Origin of the sequence: Sulfurimonas sp. (assembly GCF_014859695.1) — a bacterium.
Classification (GTDB): Bacteria; Campylobacterota; Campylobacteria; order Campylobacterales; family Sulfurimonadaceae; genus Sulfurimonas.
Genome location: NZ_JACUTS010000044.1, coordinates 1 through 15,974, shown reverse-complemented (window position 1 = coordinate 15,974; position 15,974 = coordinate 1). Strand labels below are relative to the sequence as shown.

Annotated in this window: 13 protein-coding genes and 2 pseudogenes; 4 read left to right on the top strand and 11 right to left on the bottom strand. The window is 34.4% G+C overall.

What is annotated here, in order from left to right:
* Positions 1–46 precede the first annotated feature (46 nt).
* Genes IBX42_RS08280 through IBX42_RS08250 form a run of 7 tightly spaced genes read right to left on the bottom strand, consistent with a single transcriptional unit; the run spans position 47 to position 7,224 of the window.
* Positions 47–997, bottom strand: coding sequence for a glycosyltransferase family 4 protein (locus tag IBX42_RS08280; RefSeq protein ID WP_294931563.1), 951 nt, complete (start codon positions 995–997; stop codon positions 47–49).
* Position 998: 1 nt separating this feature from the next.
* Positions 999–2,030, bottom strand: coding sequence for a glycosyltransferase family 4 protein (locus tag IBX42_RS08275; RefSeq protein WP_294931560.1), 1,032 nt, complete (start codon positions 2,028–2,030; stop codon positions 999–1,001).
* Complete coding sequence (locus IBX42_RS08270) at positions 2,018–2,767, bottom strand: glycosyltransferase family 2 protein (RefSeq protein WP_294931557.1); 750 nt, start codon at positions 2,765–2,767, stop codon at positions 2,018–2,020. The genes IBX42_RS08275 and IBX42_RS08270 overlap by 13 nt, the downstream gene beginning before the upstream one ends.
* Positions 2,767–3,852 (bottom strand): DUF1574 family protein, encoded by a 1,086-nt coding sequence (locus IBX42_RS08265; RefSeq protein ID WP_294931554.1) that lies wholly within the window; start codon positions 3,850–3,852, stop codon positions 2,767–2,769. The genes IBX42_RS08270 and IBX42_RS08265 overlap by 1 nt, the downstream gene beginning before the upstream one ends.
* Before the next feature lie 9 nt (positions 3,853–3,861).
* Positions 3,862–5,283, bottom strand: a complete 1,422-nt coding sequence (locus tag IBX42_RS08260) for an MBOAT family O-acyltransferase (RefSeq protein ID WP_294931551.1) — start codon at positions 5,281–5,283, stop codon at positions 3,862–3,864.
* 2 nt (positions 5,284–5,285) lie between these two features.
* A complete protein-coding gene (locus tag IBX42_RS08255) occupies positions 5,286–6,020 on the bottom strand; it encodes a hypothetical protein (protein WP_294931548.1) in 735 nt (244 codons plus the stop codon).
* Positions 6,010–7,224, bottom strand: coding sequence for an O-antigen ligase family protein (locus IBX42_RS08250; RefSeq protein WP_294931545.1), 1,215 nt, complete (start codon positions 7,222–7,224; stop codon positions 6,010–6,012). The genes IBX42_RS08255 and IBX42_RS08250 overlap by 11 nt, the downstream gene beginning before the upstream one ends.
* Positions 7,225–7,338: 114 nt before the next feature.
* On the opposite strand from IBX42_RS08250, the pseudogene rfbA reads away from it, so the two are divergent.
* The 3 genes and pseudogenes from rfbA to IBX42_RS08235 all read left to right on the top strand — a co-directional run bounded on the left by rfbA (position 7,339) and on the right by IBX42_RS08235 (position 9,539).
* Positions 7,339–8,214 (top strand): annotated as a pseudogene (rfbA, locus tag IBX42_RS08245) (glucose-1-phosphate thymidylyltransferase RfbA).
* Positions 8,204–9,342, top strand: a pseudogene (rfbB, locus tag IBX42_RS08240) (dTDP-glucose 4,6-dehydratase). Before rfbA ends, rfbB begins: the two co-directional pseudogenes overlap by 11 nt.
* Positions 9,339–9,539, top strand: a complete 201-nt coding sequence (locus IBX42_RS08235; protein WP_294931542.1) for a WxcM-like domain-containing protein — start codon at positions 9,339–9,341, stop codon at positions 9,537–9,539. Before rfbB ends, IBX42_RS08235 begins: the two are co-directional and overlap by 4 nt.
* Before the next feature lie 22 nt (positions 9,540–9,561).
* On the opposite strand, the gene tviB is transcribed toward IBX42_RS08235, so the two are convergent.
* The 4 genes from tviB to waaC all read right to left on the bottom strand — a co-directional run bounded on the left by tviB (position 9,562) and on the right by waaC (position 14,057).
* Positions 9,562–10,803 carry a Vi polysaccharide biosynthesis UDP-N-acetylglucosamine C-6 dehydrogenase TviB gene (gene tviB / locus IBX42_RS08230; RefSeq protein ID WP_294931566.1) on the bottom strand — a complete coding sequence of 414 codons (1,242 nt, stop codon included), beginning with the start codon at positions 10,801–10,803 and terminating at the stop codon, positions 9,562–9,564.
* 10 nt (positions 10,804–10,813) lie between these two features.
* Positions 10,814–11,902 (bottom strand): NAD-dependent epimerase, encoded by a 1,089-nt coding sequence (locus IBX42_RS08225; protein WP_294931539.1) that lies wholly within the window; start codon positions 11,900–11,902, stop codon positions 10,814–10,816.
* An 88-nt stretch (positions 11,903–11,990) separates the two neighbouring features.
* Positions 11,991–13,079 (bottom strand): glycosyltransferase family 4 protein, encoded by a 1,089-nt coding sequence (locus IBX42_RS08220; RefSeq protein WP_294931536.1) that lies wholly within the window; start codon positions 13,077–13,079, stop codon positions 11,991–11,993.
* A gap of 3 nt (positions 13,080–13,082) precedes the next feature.
* Entirely contained in the window at positions 13,083–14,057 is a 975-nt protein-coding gene (gene waaC / locus IBX42_RS08215) for a lipopolysaccharide heptosyltransferase I (RefSeq protein ID WP_294931534.1), read from the bottom strand.
* Between the two features lie 109 nt (positions 14,058–14,166).
* Between waaC and IBX42_RS08210 the strand changes: the two genes are divergently transcribed.
* Positions 14,167–15,876 (top strand): ABC transporter transmembrane domain-containing protein, encoded by a 1,710-nt coding sequence (locus IBX42_RS08210; protein WP_294931532.1) that lies wholly within the window; start codon positions 14,167–14,169, stop codon positions 15,874–15,876.
* The last annotated feature ends 98 nt before the right edge of the window (positions 15,877–15,974 follow it).

Sequence of the window (15,974 nt, the reverse complement as noted above, 5' to 3'; positions counted from 1 at the left end):
TGAACAGAAAAGTATCATTTAAGGTTTGTTTTATTTTTCATCGGATTTACCTAGTTTTATCTAGTATTATTTCAGATGCTCCCACACATGTAGATGTTATAACGGGTAAGCCACAAGCCATGGCCTCTTGTACTACCATGCCAAACTCTTCAAAATAGGCCGGATGAACTGTAAAATCTACGGCATAAAAATATTTCTCCACGCTATTTATCGGATCTTTGAGGATAAATCTACTTTCCAATCCAAATGTTTTTATCTCTTGCATATATTTATCGATATTGCTATCTTTTCCTACCATTAATATTTTAAAATCTAAATTTTTGTCAATTTTATTTATTGCTTCTATAAAAAGAGATAAAGCTCTTTTTTTAAAATCACCGGAGGTAATAAAACCTACTAAAACACTTTCTTCATCTATTTTTAAATTTTTTCTCATAGCAGTTCTGATGCTTTTTTTATTGCTAATATTAAATTGTTTTTGATCGTACCCAGGATAGACAATTTTAATTTTATCTTTTGGAATATGGAAATACTCAATTAACTCATTTTTCATTAAAGCAGAGTTGGCTATTAATAGTTTAAATTTTTGTGATTTAAATATTAACTCTCTAAATTTAGCTAAATCATTGAGTGGTTCCATCTTTTTTTTATGTGTTAAGAGATAGGCTTTTTCAACTAAATTATGCAAAAATAAGATATCTTGTTCTATGAGATCGCCATGTCCTACAACTAAATCATAACTTTTTTTAGTGATTTTTTTTTGTACAAATTTTGCAAAGAAAAGTCTTTGATAAAATTCATTTATAAAAGGAACTTTGAAAATTTTAAAGATTTTAGCACCGCTTTTCTTTATTATGTCATCATATTTGTGTGTATAAATATCTACTCTAATACCTTGATTTTGATAATATTTTATTTGTTCATATACTATTTTGCCTAAACCGCTTTTTGTATTGATATTTCTAAGACCGATAGCAATAGATTTAATAGTATTCATTTTATTCCTCGTATAATTTTATGTATGAAGCTGCCATATTTTGAGCTGAATATATTTGAACTGTTTTCTTTGCGTTTGACACTAAAAAATCCATTTTTTCTTTATCTGTATAGAGAGATATAATGAGTTTTTCAAGTTCTTCAGGATTGTTTATATCAAAAAGCAGCCCGTTTTGATTGTTGTTGATAATATCGGGTATTCCACCTACTCGGCTTGCGATAATAGGTACTCCAATGTTCATAACATCAAGAAGAGTAGATCCGAGTCCCTCATTTCTTGATGGAAAAACAAACATATCAAAACATCTTATATAGTCGTTTACATTGTTTACAAAACCTTCAAAAGTGATGTTTGTAAGCTCTTCTGCCATCTCCTTAAAGTGCTCTTCATCGCATCCGCCGCCGACTAGCAAAAAGTGAATCTCTGGATGTGAAATTTGTATTTTTTTTGCTATGTCGATGATCATGGATTGCCCTTTATGTTTGTCATCGAGTGCGCCTACATGACCTATGAGAAATTTTTTCTCAAATCTTTTTTTTATCTTCATTACATTTTTATCATTGATTTTTATATCGCTAAATGCACTTGGAATGATCTTTGTAATCGCTTTTGGAGCAACTCTTAATATCTCTTTTTCAATTACTCTTGAGAGCGCAACTGATGCTTTTGCATTTGTGTACATTAGCGTGTTTAAAAAGTTTGTTTTAAGAGTGTTGTCGACTCTTCTTGTGACGATGTAGGGAATTTTTTTTAATAAATTTGCAAAATAAGCAAACTGAAGTGCTTTTGTCTCATGTGCATGTATGATGGAACCGTTTTTTATTTTATTAAGATGCAATATATATGGCTTGGATATTTCAATAATCTCTAAATTTTTTATATCTATGCACCTTTTTGTAAGCTCAGAGTTTTTTCTCACTAGTAGTTTTTGCTTGTAGCCATGAAGAGAGAGTTGCTCTATAAGCAGCTGTGTTTGTCTCTCTCCGCCACGAAAGCCTTTTGCAAAGTTTGCATGAGTGATTATTTTTTGCAATTTATATACCTTTTTGTGTATCTAAAAAATTTACTGTAAGCGTTGGTTGAAGCAATAAAAAATCCTCTCCAGCCGTCTAAAATACCGAGTTGCAAAAAATATGTTTTAAAAAATGCCCAGTTTGCTTTAAGAAATACTGTTAAAAAGCAACAAGTTTTTTTATTTTTTGATGCTAGGTCTGAATATGATGCTATTTTGTATAAAAATGAGTTTATATCTTGTACTGCGTTATGTTTAAAACTGCTTTTTAGACTTATTTTGATTGTATCGTTTTTGAGTTCCACAAATTCATGAACTATATTTTGGTTGAAATTGTGGAAGGTTCTATTGTAAATCCTTGTTAGGTAGTCATTTCCCCATCCGCCGTGTTTTACCTCTTTATTTAAAAAATAGTTGTCCCGTTTGAGTATAAAAACCTCTTTTACATTATCTAGCTTAAGATTTTTTAGTTCTTCAATTAAGGATGTTGATACTGTCTCATCCGCATCTAATGAAAGAATCCATTCATTTTTTGCAAAAGTTGCAGCTCTGTTTTTTGTTGGTCCAAAGCCTGAAAATTTACCTTGAATTAGATTTATATTTGAGTAATTTTTTGAGATTTCAATAGTACTGTCCGTCGAGCCGTTGTCGTATAAAACCACATCTTCAAAAGATTTTAGAGATTCTAAGGTAGCCTCTATTGTTGTGGCTGCATTTTTTACGATTATGACACATGAAATATTTTTAATTATATACACTATTTCTGCCTTGCTATCTCTTCTTGTGTTGTTAGCATTTTATCTATATTTTGAACAGTTAAAATTGTACCAAAATCGTTTGGAACATCTACTGATTTATCATGAAACATTTTTGCAAACATAAGGGGGGCAAGTTTTGTTTGATAGTGGCTGCCGTCTATATAATTTGATACATCTGTAGTTATAGAGTTATAGCCGCTAAAGTCATAAACGCTGCCATATTTCGCAAGCTCATTTTTCCAGTGATGATAAGATTTACCATATTCTCGAGAGTATATTAAATCAACTATTTCTGAATAAATTGGAGATATAAACATGTGGAGTGCAATATCGTTTTCTTTGCATAACTGTACGATTTTTTCTATATCTTCAAGTGGTTTTTCTATAGAAGAGGCCTCTTTGAAGGGTGCGTAGTTAAAGTGTTTGTTTTGTGTTGAGAGCATTTGTAGCTCTTTGGAAGTTTTTGCTTCTATGTAGGGAATTCCATCTTTTTCTATATGAAGATAATCATTTTCGTAAGTGTCCCATCCAATGGCATAATCGAGATGTTGGTATTTACCTTTGATGTTGTCTCCCAGAGTTTTAATGCTCTTTCTAAGTGTTCTTATACTTAAGAGCGAATCCATATAATCTTTTGTAAAGTCATCAGTGTATCGTCCCTCTTCTTTTGAATTTGGTGTATTGTTGGTTGGGTTGAATGCAAAAAAATCGACACCATAAACAATGGCTTTTATTTTGTGATGTTTAATGAAATACTCAATATTATTTCTTTGTGACGCTATGCCAGAACCAGGTACGGCTAGATTGTAGATTTTTTCATTTGAAAAATATTTTTGGAGATATTTTGGATGCATATGTGCCGTACGTGAAGTTCCGATGAGCAAAACAGTTGGATTTGCAAGTTTAGCGGTATAAAATTTAGACATGCCGTGGTTTATGGTGTGATTTTTGATTGCATTGATTTTTTCAAATTTCGGTGTATTGAAAACATGGTAGGGGTCGATAATAAAGTTAAAAAGTATTGTTGCAAAGAATGCAGCCAAGATAGAAAGGAGCGTTATTTTATTAAATTTTTTATAGTTCACGCGCATATCCTAAAAATTAAAATATAAAAATTCTGTTACTTGATGCATCTCTAGAAGTGATGCAAGAGCAATTGTCAAGATAAAAATCATATACCGATAGTTTGGCTTAAAGCCTCGCATTAGCTCTATGCTATTTTTAAAAAATATTGATGCAATAAACGCGAATATAAAAATAGAAGCCGTTTTGTCATCTGCACTTAAATGTGAAAGTATATGCTCTATTCTATGTATAGTTGTGTTTATTTCTTTATATATAAACATCGCTTTTAAAATATTTAATGCTTGGTCAAACTCACTAGCTTTGAAAAACACCCAACTTATATTTATGAAGTTAAAAGTAATAAACCATGCAACAAATTTGTTGAGTTTTATGCCGGTATTTTGCCATGCTCTATGAATAACAAGCGCTGCACCATGTAAAAATCCCCAAAAAAGAAATGTCAAACCTGCTCCATGCCAAAGACCACCCAAGATAAATGTTATCATCAGGTTTGAGTAGATTCTTGCGGAAGAGACTCTGTTTCCGCCAAGCGGAATATATATATAATCTCTTAAAAACCTTGAAAGAGTGATGTGCCATCTTCTCCAGAACTCTTTTATATTTGTTGATTTGTATGGAGTGTTGAAGTTTATCGGCAGTTTTATATTAAACAGCAGAGCAATGCCAATTGCCATATCTGTATATCCACTGAAATCAAAATATAATTGAAGCGTGTAAGATAGCGATGCAATCCAAGCTTCAGCGGTGTTTAAAGCTGCTGATGATGCAAATCCATTGGTTGCCATTATCGCCAGATTGTCGGCAATGATGACTTTTTTAAACAGCCCGATAGAGAAGATAAACAAGCCAAGCGCAATGTTTTTATGTTTTTTTACTAAGTTAAATTTTGATGCAAACTGTGGCATCATCTCTTTGTGGTGCACGATTGGTCCAGCGATTAGCTGAGGAAAAAATGTAACGAAAATCGCATAATTTAAAAAGTCATACTCCTTGGTTTCGCCTCTGTAGCTATCAACGAGATAAGCAATCTGTTGAAATGTAAAAAAACTAATAGCAAGTGGCAGCAAAAGATGTAAGAGTTCTATATCTGAGCCGAGTAGCGTATTTACACCAGTTATAAAAAAGTCATAGTATTTGAAATAGCCAAGCAAAAGCAGGTTTGCACTAATTCCAAAAGCTAAAACGCTTTTTTTTGAAAATTTGATTTTTGAGGAGTTTTCATTTAAACTGCTGCCGATAATGTAATTAAAAAGCATTGAGCCCAATATTAGAGGCAGGTAAGCAATATTCCACCAGCTGTAAAAAAATAGGCTTGAAAATACTAAAAATCCCTTTGCTCCAGTAATAAGTCTTTTGTTGAGTAGATAAAAATAGACAAAGAAAGTTATGGGTAGAAAAAGAAAAATAAATTCATAAGAATTAAAGAGCATAATTAATCAACAACCTTTTGTCCACGAAGTCTTTTTTTGATATTTTTTCTGTCTTTATGTTCTTGAGCGTATTTTAATGCAATCTTGATAGAACTCTCTTCATCAGCGCTTATGAGTCTGCAATACTCTTTTATGATGATGGTTAAATCATCATTTTTCGCCCAAAGTTTTGAGAAGTTTTGGAGTCTCTCGGCAAGAGTTAGTTTTTTGAACTCCATCCTGTTTATGTCAACTATTTTAAATAAATAAGAGTCGCCATCTTTTTTTATTAAAATATTTCCAAGTGAATAATCAAGATGGCAAATATTGTTTTCATGTAGTTCAAATGTAAATTTTGCGAAAGCTTTAAAAATATCTTTTTTATTTTCAAAATTATCATCACGTAACGGTTCTCTTATCGTAAAATCATATTTGAAATTTTCGCTTACAAAATAGCTCTCATCGATTAAACCAAATTTTTTAAACTCTATAAAGCCTATCGGTTTTGGTGCAAAACTTCCTATTTTAATGCTGTTCTCATATGATTTCTTTGCTTTTGAGTCTCTAAAAAAGGTATAGACTATCTTGTTTAGTATATTTGGTATTTTAAAAGATTTTACGACTAGGCTCTCACCGTTAAAATCAATGATTTTTATCTCGTTTCTTGCTTTGTGAATTGATTTGTTTGATTCACTAAAATAATTTTGTATATTTTTTAGCAAGTCAATATATCTTTCATTAACATAACTAAGCTTCATTCTCTATCCTGTGTTGAGCTATAAATAATCCTGTAAAAAGTGTAAGCAGCGCCATCGAAAACTGCTCGTGAAACATCGTTTCTACCAAGCTGGAAACGGAATAGACGCTTACAAAAATTATCATTGTTCTAAAGTAGTATTTATCACGAATCTCTAGTTTTAAAATACTATAAAAAATCATAAGATATAAAAATAGCCCGATGATTCCAAGATGAACAGCCGATTGGACATAGAAGTTGTGGTAACTCGGTAAATGTATAACACATATTTTATCTGGGTGGGACTCTTTAATGCGATTGACCATATCATCCATGTTTTTCACAACGCCTGTTCCGATGATTGGGTTATCCAAAAATATTTCACTGCCGACTATCCACATTCCAAGTCTTGAACCGAATGAACCGCAAAATGAGCCATCCTGAGTTATATTTTGTGTTTCTGTAACCGATGCGTCAAACCTATTTTTAAATACTGGGCTAACGTGATAGGCTGTATAAAAAATGGATGCAGACAAGAGTAGCATACTAAAAAATGCTAAAAATTTATTTTTTATGTTTAGAAAACCGACTACAAATATTGTTACGGCAAAAGCTAGATGACCCGTTCTGCCGCCGTTTAAAAACAGGTTTGATGTAACTGTTAGGAAGTATAGAAAGTAGAAGATTTTCCATTTTAGCCGCTCTTCATGAAAAAATCTGTTTAAAAGCAAGAGAGAAGTGAATGTTAATAGCATAGAGTATTGAAGATGGTTCATAAATGGAGTCGGATCGCTTGGGCTTCCATGTTTCCACTCTATAAGTTCAAAAAATATGCTGTAAGAAAGGGCTTCGCTTATAAGCATACCAGCCAAGAAAGCGGAGATTGCATATTCAATAAATTTTTTCTGAACCGTTGTAGCAATGACTAAAATAGCTAAAAAGTACCAATACTTTCTAATGTACGCCAAGCCGCTGCCGGCATCGTCCGACCAAAATAGAGACAACAAGCTAAAGCCTACAAAAGCAAGAAAATATAAGATGACACTGTTTGATTTTATAAACTCTATTTTTTTGCTAAAGTCGTTTGAAAACAGCCATAAAACAAACAGTAAGGCAGTCAATATTGAGATGCCGCCTCTTGATATCGGAAGTAAAAAAGCGTATAGAACGAATATATAATTGATGTAGTCGTCTATGGAAACTTTTTTGATATTAATATTTGTCATGCTATATCCATAAGTTTTTCGCCGATTTTATCTAAAATATACTTAATTGTTTGAAATTTAGTTCTTAGATAATATTTGATATACTTGCGTAATTAACAACGAGGTGCAAGGCAAATGAAAGGTATTATTTTAGCCGGTGGAAGTGGCACAAGACTTTATCCTGTAACCCGCTCTATAAGCAAACAGCTGCTTCCTATTTATGATAAACCAATGATATATTATCCTCTTTCAGTTTTGATGTTGGCTGGCATAAAAGAGATACTTATCATCTCAACGCCGTAAGATATAGGAAAGTTTGAAGAGTTGCTAGGCGATGACAGCAAATGGGGAATAAATCTTTCATATAAAATCCAGCCTTCTCCGGATGGACTGGCACAAGCTTTTATATTAGGCGAAGAGTTTATAGGAGATGAGAGTGTTTGTCTGATACTTGGCGACAACATATTTTATGAACAGGGATTTTCTTACATGCTGAAAAAGACGGCTCCTTTAAAAGAAGGAGCTGTTGTTTTTGGCTATCAGGTAAAAGATCCGCATAGATTTGGGGTAGTTGCATTTGATGAAAATAAAAATGCTGTAAGCATAGAAGAAAAACCAGAACATCCAAAATCAAACTTTGCAGTTACTGGGTTGTATTTTTATGACAATGATGCGGTAAAAATCGCTAAAAATGTAAAACCGTCACATCGCGGCGAGCTTGAGATAACAGCCGTAAAAAGAGAGAAACAAAATGGTAAGTTAAAAGTCGAACTTTTAGGTCGAGGATTCGCTTGGCTTGATACAGGGACACATGATAGTCTTATGGAAGCGGGGCAATTTGTGCAGACTATAGAGCATAGGCAGGGCTACAAGATAGCTTGTCTTGAAGAGATAGCATATAATAACGGTTGGATATCAAAAGAAAAAATACTTGAAATAGCGAGACCTTTATCTAAGAATGGATATGGACAATACCTTTATGATTTGGTAAAGGAGATAAATGTTCGATAACAATCGTAAAACTATACTTGTGACAGGCTGTGCGGGCTTTATCGGCTCGAACTTTGTACCATATTTTTTAGAAAAATATAGTAAGTACAATATCGTAAATCTAGACCTTCTTACTTATGCAGGAAATCTAGATAACCTAAAAGAGTGTGAAAATAACCCACGCTATAAGTTTATAAAAGGCGATATCTGCAACCGCGAGTTGGTAGAGTTTATATTTAACGAGTATGACATACAAGGTGTCATTCACTTTGCAGCAGAATCACATGTAGATAACTCCATTAAAAATCCGGCTGTATTTGTGCAAACAAATGTAACAGGTACTTTTACTCTAGTAGATGTAGCATATAAACATTGGATGGAGAAACCATTTGTTTATAAAGAGAGATTTTTAGTAGATTCTTCACATTCGTTCAGAATGACGGATAGTGGTCATCCTGAGCTTTCTTCCCGTCATCCTGAGCAAAGTTAAGGATCCAACCTCCCTCTGATGAAGTATACGGAACACTAAACGAAACTGATCTGTTCACAGAGACAACTCCTTACGCTCCAAATTCTCCATATTCAGCTTCAAAAGCTTCATCGGACATGATAGTAAGAGCTTACAGAGAGACATACGGAATGAATACGGTTATAACAAACTGCTCCAACAACTATGGACCAAAACAGCATGATGAGAAATTGATTCCAACTATTATAAGAAATGCACTAAATGGAAATCCAATCCCAATATATGGTGATGGCAAAAATATAAGAGACTGGCTCTATGTGCTTGACCACTGCAAAGGTATAGACTTAGTCTATCACGCTGGAAAAACCGGTGAGGTATATAATATCGGCGGAAAAAATGAGAGAACAAATCTTCAGATAGTAGATAGGATTTGTACTATTTTAGATGAGATGGTACCTCGTCATTCTGAGTCAAACAATCGTCATTCTGAGCAAAGCGAAGAATCTAGCTACAAAGAGCTGATTACGTTTGTAGAGGACCGAGCAGGACACGATAGACGCTACGCCATAGATGCTACAAAACTGGAAAATGAACTTCTCTGGAGAGCAGATGAGAATTTTGATAGTGGGATTGTTAAGACTGTTGAGTGGTATTTAAAGAAATACGGGATAGATAAATGATAGAAGAATTTAAAGTATTAGGAGACCACAGAGGACAACTTGTCGCTCTTGAAACAAATAGACAAATACCATTTGATGTAAAAAGAGTTTTTTATATTTATGGAACACAGGAAGGAGTTTGGCTATTTGAGAATAGCTGTTGCCTAAAGCATAGAGGAGACCGTTCAAAATTCTGTGTCAATCGGGTAAAATTATAACTACCCAAGGAAACTTATGTAGTTATAATCTGCCATCAGGTTCGTCTAAAATAGATTTAATATCAAAAACAACATTATTATCTGTTTTAAGCTTCAGCTCTTTAAACTCATTATGAGCAACAGCTAAAACAATAGCTTCATATTTTGATGTATCTAATTCTTTTATTAATTCAAAATTATATTCATGCTTTACTTCTTTTGCATCTGCCCATGGGTCATATATATCAATATTGCATCCAAACTCTTGTAATTCTTGTATGACATCTATTACCCTTGAGTTTCTTATGTCTGGGCAATTTTCTTTGAAAGTGATTCCTAAGACTAGTACTTTTGAACCCCCTATCTTATGCCCTTTTTTTATCATTAGCTTTATCACTTGATTTGCGACATAGATACCCATGTTATCGTTGAGTCTTCTTCCTGCTAGGATGATTTCAGGGTTGTAACCAACCTGTTGTGCTTTGTGTGTTAAGTAGTATGGGTCAACCCCAATACAGTGACCACCTACAAGTCCTGGACGAAACGGTAGAAAATTCCATTTAGTTCCTGCAGCTGCCAAGACGTCATTTGTGTTTATGCCAAGTTTGTTGAAAATAATTGCGAGTTCATTAACAAATGCTATGTTGATATCTCTTTGAGAATTTTCTATAACTTTTGCCGCTTCTGCTACTTTTATGGTTGGTGCTAGGTGTGTTCCTGCTGTTATAATGCTTGAATAGAGTGCATCTACTTTTTTACCTATCTCAGGTGTGCTTCCTGCTGTTACTTTTTTGATTTTTGTAACTGTATGTTCTTTGTCGCCTGGATTGATTCGCTCTGGGCTATAACCGCAAAAGAAATCTTGATTAAATTTTAGTCCAGAGAATTTTTCAAGTACTGGCACACAATCCTCTTCAGTTGCTCCCGGATAAACTGTGCTTTCATAGATAACTATGTCATCTTTTTTAAGTACTTTCCCTATAGTCTCGCTAGCTTTTATAAGCGGTGTCAAATCAGGTCTTTTATTTTTGTCTATCGGGGTTGGAACAGTTACTATATAGACATTACAATCTTTAATATCATCAATATTCAAAGTGAACTTCATGCCATTTACAAGTGCTTCTTTTACTTGTGTTTCATTAAGTTCAAGTGTTCTATCGTATCCGCTTGAAAGCTCATCTATGCGCCACTGAGATATATCAAACCCCACTACTTCATATTTTTCGCTAAACGCATGAGCTAAAGGTAGCCCTACATATCCTAAACCTATTACACATATTTTTATATTTTGCATATTATTTTTTACTCCCATCTTTGTTATATCCGAAAAATTTTAAGTACCAATCTACAAACTTATTTATACCTTCTTGCACGGGCGTTGCTGGTTTATAGCCTAAGTCCTCTACTAAGTCTGTAACATCTGCATAGGTTGCGGGTACATCACCTGCTTGAATTGGCAAGTAATTTTTTTCTATTGTTTTTCCAAGCTTATTTTCAATGGCCGTTATAAAATCCATTAGTTTTACAGGGTTGTTGTTTCCTATATTATAGATTTTGTATGGTGCTGATGATGTTGAAATTTCTCCTGTTTTACCATTCCACTCTTCATCTCTTTTAGCCGGATTGTCAATAACTCTCATTACACCCTCGACTATATCATCAATGTATGTAAAGTCTCTAAGCATTTCGCCATTATTAAACACATCTATAGGCTTTCCTTCAAGGGCAGCTTTAGTAAATAAAAAAAGCGCCATATCAGGTCTTCCCCAAGGTCCATAAACTGTAAAAAATCTAAGACCCGTAGTAGATATGCCGAATAGATGACTGTACGTATGCGCCATTAGTTCATTTGATTTTTTACTAGCTGCATATAGTGAAATTGGATGATCTACATTATGGTTTGTGCTAAATGGCAACTCTTCATTAAGCCCATAAACCGATGAGCTAGAAGCGTAACATAGATTTTTCACATTGTTATGTCTGCATGACTCCAAAATATTCATAAACCCTATGATGTTACTATCCATATAGGCATCAGGGTTTGTTAAAGAGTATCTAACCCCAGCTTGAGCAGCAAGATTACATACTGCGTCAAACTTCTCAGATTTAAAAAGCTCCATCATTGCTTCTTTGTCTTCCAAATTAAGCTTTATAAACTTATAGTTTGCATTAGTGTTAGATATAAGAACTTTGCAATAAGGTATATCTTTACCCTCTTCAATGGTCTTTATAATTCCACCTCTTTGAAGCCTGCCATATTTGACATTTTGATCATAATAGTCATTGATATTGTCAAGTCCTACTACCTCATCACCACGCTCAAGTAGTTTAATAGCCAAATGGCTTCCTATAAATCCCGCTGTTCCTGTTACTAATATCTTCAAATGTACTTCTCCTTAATTTTAGCTATTAAAATTATCTCTCTTATGAATTGATAAAAGTGCCAGTTCATAGTTTTTTTGAACTTAGTCATTACAAAACTTGTAAAAGTTCTTTAAAAAATCTATCATATTCGCTTACAGTCGTTTTGTGTGACATTTGTGTTTCAAAAATAGAATTACAATTTTCTGATAGCTGTTTAAGTTTTTCTGATTCATCATGCAGTTCTATGATTTTTTCTGCAATAGCACCTGCATCTTTAATAGGAACGATTAAGCCATTAAATCCATTTTTTATAATCTCTTTGTTTCCCTCATTAGCTGAGGCAATAACTGGTATTTTTGCAGCTAGAGCCTCAAGGATAACACGGGAAAGACCTTCTCTTATAGATGCCTGAACTAAAACGCTACAAGAAGCTATTATCTGTGGTGCATTGTCGCGATATCCTGTAATATGAATTCTTTCACTCATCCCACTATTCTTTATCTCCGAAAGGTAAGGTTCTTTCGAGATATTTTCCCCGATAAGAAGAATATGAATATCTTCGTAATTTGATAATTTTTTTGCAGCTTGTAATAAATAACTAAGCCCCTTTATCTTTCTTACGTTTGCAACAAAAGCGACATTAAAATTGCTGTTTTTTGTTCCAAATTCTTCTAGATTTATGGGCTGCGTGTTGTACCACTCGACTTCATGCCCCTTGTAGATGGTTTTAACTTTTTTTGATTTGTTAAAGATTTGTTTTTTTACATGTTTGGTTACGGCTTCTGAGACGCAGATAACGCCGTCAACTATTGGGTTGAGAGCATTTAGGTAAGAGCTTGGGTCATGGCGGTAGAGTCCGCCTGTTGTTCCTCTATAAGTTACAAGTTTTACACCTGTTCCAATGCACGCAAATACTGCATTTGATATTGATTTTGAGTTTGTTGCATAGACGATATCGATATTATGTCTTATTATCGCTTCTCTTATATTTTTGATAGTTTTTGGAGAAATTTTTTTGTTATAGTGTGCATCAATAACTTTTATGCCATGCTCTCTAAATTTTTTAGCATATTTGCTCCCTTCATCCGTCATTATTGTTATGTTGTAACCAAACTTAAGAAGTGAAATATATATTTCCGCTTCCGGTCTTACGCTGTTATAAGAGCCATTTGTTGCCGTTAATACAAGTAGGTTCATTTTTTATAGTTCCTTTGCTATTTTTACTATTTCGTTAGAGTCTATGTCACAGATAGAGAAGTCATTCTTATCCAGTTTGTAGTGGTTTACAATACTATTTGACTTTACAACTCTATTTATCGGCGTTACATAGACGCGATTTGTCGGAGTCGGACCGAATATGGTTATGGACGGCACATTCAATCCCCATGCCATGTGAGTAGGTCCCGTATCGTTTCCTATAAGTAGAGAGCATTTTGAGATGACGAATTTCAGTTCATCCAAAGAGCCTTTCGGTAGCAGATGCAAAAACTCAGACTGCTCCTGCATCCAGAGTGCTTTTTGATGCTCATCTTCGCTTCCCCAAACTATAAATGTTTGAGTTTTTAAAGCTTCGGCAATCTCTACAAACTTCTCTTTCGGATAGTTCCTGCTCTCCCATGTAGAGCCTACAACAAAAAGATTGAAAACTTTAGGCAGATTTTCTACATGTGAGACCCAAAATAGAAACTTCTCCTTATTTAGAATTTTTTCGCTTGTTATTTCTATGCCAAGCGGTTCGCAGATTACGGTTGCATTTCTGTCTATTGTGTTTGCGTCGTAAGCTATGTGGACTTTTTTGTTGTAAAAAAGAGATGCAATGCCCTCACGAATTGACTCTTTGTCAAATCCTGCAATAGTTTTTGCTCCGATTATTTTAGCAACTATGGCAGATTTTAAAAGCCCTTGCGCATCTATGATAATGTCGTAGTTGTTTTTTGAGTAGCTTTTTAAAATTTTGTATTGATTAAAAATTTCGCTTTTATCTTTTTTTATGGACTTAAGATTTATGGGTAAGATATTATCGATATGCGGGTTGTTTTGCAGCACGCCTTTAAAAGCACTCTCAACGACCCAATCTATTTGAGCATCGGGAATCTCTTTTTTTATAAACTGAAGTGCTACCATTGCATGAATGATATCACCCATGGCAGAGAGTTTTACTATGCATATTTTCATTTTTGAATTTTACATAAAATATAATGAAATCTAGATTATTCGGTGCTTGTTTTTGTTTTTTAGATAAAATTTCTCCAAAAACAGTAGTCTATACTTTAAAGAAGAGTTATTGAGAAAAATTTTAAAACGCTATCTGCCTTACATAAAAGAGTATAAATTAGAGTATTTTTTAGTGCTTGTGGGCATTATTTTTACCGTTAGCGCTACAACGGCGACGGCGCATATTATGAAGCCTCTTATGGATGAGATGTTCATAGAGAAAAAAGAGGAGATGCTCTATTATATTCCGATAGGACTTATAGTTATATATTTCTTTAAATCCGCAGGCAGGTATATGCAGTCGGTTTTTATGAACTATATCGGACAGCATATTGTTACGAGGTTTCGTGAGATTCTTTTAGAAAAAATCATCAATCTTGACATGACGTTTTTGTATCTCAACCGCAGCGGCGAACTTATCTCAAGGGTTACAAGCGATATAGAGCGGATTAGATATTTTGTCTCTAACATGCTGCCTGAACTCTTTCGGGAGAGTTTGACTGTTGTCGCACTGGTTGGCTATGTGGTATATCTAAATCCACTTCTAGCCTTCTACTCGTTAGTAGTGCTGCCGGTTGTGGTTTATCCGATTCTTTTAATCGGCAAAAAACTTAAAAAATACTCCCGCCGTTCACAAGAGAAAAATGCCGATGTCCTAACAAGACTTACCGAGGTTTTTAACAACAGCGAAATCATAAAGGCAAATGCAACGCAGAGGTTTGAGCTAGATAGATTCAGTGTTCAAAACTGGCAGTTTTTCAAGATAAACATGAAGTCTGTTTATGTTGGAGATATAGTCTCTCCAATGATGGAGATTGTCGGAGCTATAGGGCTTGCGGCGGTTATTTTTGTAGGTGGAAAAGAAGTTTATGAGGGCAGGATGAGTGTGGGCGAATTTACGGCGTTCATTACCGCCGTAGGACTTGTTTTTCAGCCCATTCGCCGCATCAGTTCAATATATTCAAAAATCCAAGATGCACTGGCCGCAAGTGAGAGAGTTTTTGAGCTGCTTGATAGAGAAAATAGGATTATAGACGGGAAAAAAGTTTTAAAAGATGACATCACGCATATAGAGTTCAAACATGTAAAACTAAAGTATGATGACTCTTACGCGCTTGATGATGTGAGCGTCGAGATAAAACAGGGGGAAAATATAGCGCTTGTGGGAGACAGCGGAGGCGGGAAAAGTACATTTATAAATATGCTACTTCGTTTTTATGACCCAGATGACGGTGAAGTGTTGGTAAACGGAACGAATATAAAAGAGTTTACGCAAGATTCGCTAAAGCATCACATCTCGCTTGTAACACAGAGAATCTACATCTTCCAAGATACCCTTGCTGCTAACGTTGCTTATGGGCAAGAGATTGACGAGGCAAGAGTCGTTGAATCCTTAAAACTTGCAGATGCTTATGATTTTGTAACATCTTTAGATGAGGGGATACACACAAAAATGGAGGAGTACGGCTCAAATCTCTCGGGCGGTCAAAGACAGCGCATAGCGATTGCAAGAGCTATCTACAAACATGCTTCTCTTCTGCTTTTTGATGAGGCAACTTCGGCTTTGGACAATGAGAGTGAAAAGAGAATTCAAAACGCTCTGCAGGAGTATACAAAAGATAAGATAACTATAACGATTGCCCATAGACTCAGCACAATTAGGCATGCGGACAAGATTTTGGTAATGCAAAAAGGCAAGATTATCGCAAGCGGAAATCACAGCGAACTTTTAGAGAGTTGTGATGTTTATCAAAAGTTGGCAGGACGCTTTGAAAAATAAATTAATGAGAATTTCAACACTTTTTAGAGATAATTACCATAACTATAAAATATAAACAAGCTACATAAGGACAAATATGCTAGATTTTGCAAAATTTA